The following is a 3,433-nucleotide window of genomic DNA, read 5'->3' as shown; positions in this document are numbered from 1 at the left end:
TAATAGGCCGATAACTTACACCACATCAACACCTGGGGAAACACGACTTCAAACGGTTTCCCAATGTAGAGGGTGTTGTGATCATGCTGCTTGCGTCCACTATGTGGTTCCCGGACAACAACCCGTGCAGGGTTGTTCCCCAGGGAACGATTAATTGAATATTTGCTTACGTCTGTTTGATGTTCGTGACCATTGTTTTCCCCACGCACACTGTTTTTGGGTGTGTGGTGCGGGTGGAAGGGTTACGGCGGTCATAGCGTGGGGGAAACGCCCGGTCCCATTCCGAACCCGGAAGCTAAGACCCACAGCGCCGATGGTACTGCATCCGGGAGGGTGTGGGAGAGTAGGTCACCGCCGGACAAATTGTGGGGTGAGGCCCGTACCAGTGTTGGTACGGGCCTCACCTGTTTAACCCGGGAAACTGGTTCCAAGCGGCTGTCTCGAGATCACCCTGCAAGCCCGTACCGTTCCTGGTGCGGGCTTTTTGTGTTTATATTCATGCGGCCCACACATAGGCGCCGGCATCCGTTGTGAACCGCAAGCGAATGCAGCTCGCAGGGCACTACTTCTGGGAAAAACGGCTTTCCAGAGGTGCGTCTGTTGGCTCCTATCCTTACGTCTCTTCGATCCCCGCTATAGCCTCTCGAACTTGGGGCGCAGTGCGTCCCTTGCAGCCCCTCGGGTTAGCTGGAGAGAGGATTCAAGACTTATGAGGTAAAGAACAGCATTTACACCGGGTGGGGGAGTACGAAGGAGGATGCGCCGGCGCCTCGGCCATCCGCTCGCCATTCTGGGAGCCCTGGTCATACTTCTGCTCTCGACTGTTGCACCGGCTCAGGCCGTGTTTTCCGGCCCGCAGCCTGAAGGGGCGGTTCCCAATGCCGATGTCGAGGTCGCCATGACAGGGACCGGTCCGGGCCAAGGCGTGACTGGAGGCCTTCCGCCTGCTGGCCAGGCATTCGATCCCACTGCTGGATATCCGGGCGACCTTCCTGCGGGCTACGTCCGGACAGATGAGCCCTTTGCCGGTGTCATCACGACGGTGGGTGGCGAGGGCAATATGCAACAGATGTATTGCATCGACATCCGCAACCTCACCTATACGGGGCTCGGGTACGAGAACGGTAGCTGGGATGAGTCCAACGTCTCCAACATCGGCTACGTGAACCGCGTATTGAACAGCTACTATCCGGACCAGCCAGGGCTTCCGGAAGCGGCTAACGACAACGTCCGGGCCGCAGCAGTCCAGGCTGCAGTCTGGTTCTTCAGTGACGGCTACGTGCTTGAGGACACGGATTCCATCCGGGCACTCACCGCGCAGATTGTCACCGACGTCCTGGCCGCGGGACCGCTCACTGAACCTCCCGCTCCAGATGTCAGCATTACGCCCCGGTAGCTGCAGGTCCTGTGGACGGAGTGGCGGGTCCCTTCACGGTCACGTCCGGCACGGTTACGGAGCTCACCGTTGGAGTTACCCCGGGATACACCCTTTACACCGACGCGGCGGGAACCGTCCCCCTGGTAGGGACAACTGTGCCGGCAGGAACGCAGTTGTGGGTACGGAACACTGCGCAGGCAACCGATCCGGCGCAGCTCACTGCCACGGCAGTGGTTCCCGTACAAACGGGAAACGTTTATCTCTATGCCGGCACTAATCCACAGGTCACAACGGCACAGAAACTCATTCTGGCGGCGGATTCGCAGGTTGAATCAAACGCACAGGCGACGGCCGAGTTCTTCATTCCGGGCGATTTGGTGGTCACTAAGACCTTCGCCGGAGAAGGTGCCGGACTGCAGGGTGCCATTACCCTGAACGTTACCTGCGGGGCTGCGGGTGTTTTCGTCATTGAAATCCCGGCCGGTACCGCAGCAACGGTATCCCAGACCATTCCCAACCTGCCGGTCGGTACGGTCTGTGAGGTGAGTGAGCCGGTGACGGGATCCAACACACAGGTGACTGTCACACCGGTTCTGCCGGGTACGGTCACTATTACCGCCGACGGACCGAACGTGCTCGTCGTAGCCAACACTGTGGACCTCAATCCGGGGTCCTGGACCGTTGTGAAGTCGGCGAGGGGCGCCGCCGCTGGCCTGCAGGGTGATTATCACGGTGATAGTGACCTGCGATGCCGTGGGTATCGAAGAAACCCTCACCATTCCGGCGGGCAGCGCTGCAGGTGACTACGCGGGAACGATCACCGACATTCCCGCGGGCACTGCATGCACGGTCACGGAGCCCCAAACCGGTGCTACAGAACTGGTGGCGGTGGCCACCGGTCTTCCGGAAGTGGTTGAGATCCAGCCGGGCGGTGACGCCCAGGCGCTGGTCACCAATGACGTGTCCTACGTCTACGGTTCACTCGTGCTGACCAAAACCATCACCGGCCCGGGAGCCGGTCTCCAAAGCGACGTGCGGATTGTTGTCACCTACGGGGATTCATTCACTGAGGAGATCCTCATTCCGGCGGGAACCCAGGCAGGAGACCAGATCACCGCGTTTGACCGTGTGCCGGCCGGCAGCTCGTGCACAGTCACTGAACCCGACTCTGGCGCGAATTCCTCGGTGACGGTGGATTCGGTTCTCCCGGAAACGGTCACGGTCCTAGGCGGCGCATCCGTCAACGCGGAGGTCACGAACACGTACTCCGTGATGGGCAGGGACGCACTGGCGAAAACCGGCGTGAACGGCGCTAACTGGGTGTGGACTGCCGGTATCTGCATTCTGGCTCTTGGCACCTTCCTCGTTTTCGTTTCGGTTCGGCGCCGACCCCAGTAGCGGAACCCGCCGTTTGAACCAGGATTGCCCGCAGCTCCATGCCGGAGCTGCGGGCAGTCCCGCGTCCGGAGGGCATTGCCGTATGACGGATGGATACCTCGGAGACGGGGTGCCGGGCGTCACCTCCCGACGAGTTGCACCGGCGGGAGAACCTGTGTAAAGTCTTCTAAGTCGCCGCAGCCGGGACGCTGAAATAAGCGCCCGAAGCATGGCGGCCAAACCCACCAAAAAACAGAGTTTCTCTGGTGCGCCCCTTCACGGGGCCAGCAGGAAAGACTCCGGCTTTTTGCTGGGCCGGAACGGCGGTAGACACGCCTTCCCGGGGCTTCCGATAAGGATAACCGGGAATTGCGGAAAACGCCGGAATGGAATAAGATGGAAAACCTTGCAGCGAAGAAGAAAAGGAAAACATTGTTTTCCCGAGTATTTTCGGATTGCGTCTGTTGTTTGAGAACTCAATAGTGTGCCAAGTTTATTGATACCAATTTATTTTAATTGGTTGAATCGACTGTTCCGCCCACCCCGTGGGCTGGAATGGTTTTTTTAGCTGGTTTCGAATTTAGTGCAGTGCCTGGCGGCCAATTTTCCTTGGCCCCGGCATTGTGTCTGTATGAACATTTACGGAGAGTTTGATCCTGGCTCAGGATGAACGCTGGC

At 59.2% G+C, this 3,433-nt stretch carries 4 protein-coding genes and 1 rRNA gene; 4 read left to right on the top strand and 1 reads right to left on the bottom strand.

The features are described 5' to 3' along the window. Positions 1 to 243: 243 nt before the first annotated feature. The 4 genes from rrf to LJ754_RS16635 all read left to right on the top strand — a co-directional run bounded on the left by rrf (position 244) and on the right by LJ754_RS16635 (position 2,776). Positions 244 to 360 (top strand): 5S ribosomal RNA (gene rrf / locus LJ754_RS16650). 700 nt (positions 361 to 1,060) lie between these two features. Then, positions 1,061 to 1,396 carry a Cys-Gln thioester bond-forming surface protein gene (locus tag LJ754_RS16645; RefSeq protein ID WP_227927438.1) on the top strand — a complete coding sequence of 112 codons (336 nt, stop codon included), beginning with the start codon at positions 1,061 to 1,063 and terminating at the stop codon, positions 1,394 to 1,396. Positions 1,397 to 1,551: 155 nt separating this feature from the next. After that, positions 1,552 to 2,181 carry a DUF5979 domain-containing protein gene (locus LJ754_RS16640; RefSeq protein ID WP_227927439.1) on the top strand — a complete coding sequence of 210 codons (630 nt, stop codon included), beginning with the start codon at positions 1,552 to 1,554 and terminating at the stop codon, positions 2,179 to 2,181. Beyond that, positions 2,132 to 2,776, top strand: coding sequence for a DUF5979 domain-containing protein (locus LJ754_RS16635; protein ID WP_331461538.1), 645 nt, complete (start codon positions 2,132 to 2,134; stop codon positions 2,774 to 2,776). The genes LJ754_RS16640 and LJ754_RS16635 overlap by 50 nt, the downstream gene beginning before the upstream one ends. A gap of 166 nt (positions 2,777 to 2,942) precedes the next feature. On the opposite strand, the gene LJ754_RS16630 is transcribed toward LJ754_RS16635, so the two are convergent. After that, positions 2,943 to 3,188 carry a hypothetical protein gene (locus tag LJ754_RS16630; protein WP_227927436.1) on the bottom strand — a complete coding sequence of 82 codons (246 nt, stop codon included), beginning with the start codon at positions 3,186 to 3,188 and terminating at the stop codon, positions 2,943 to 2,945. Positions 3,189 to 3,433: the final 245 nt, after the last annotated feature.

The sequence above is a fragment of the Arthrobacter sp. zg-Y40 genome, from assembly GCF_020731535.1.
Classification (GTDB): Bacteria; Actinomycetota; Actinomycetes; order Actinomycetales; family Micrococcaceae; genus Arthrobacter_B.
Note: the sequence above shows the minus strand (reverse complement) of the source record. Positions and strands in the feature narration are given on the sequence as shown.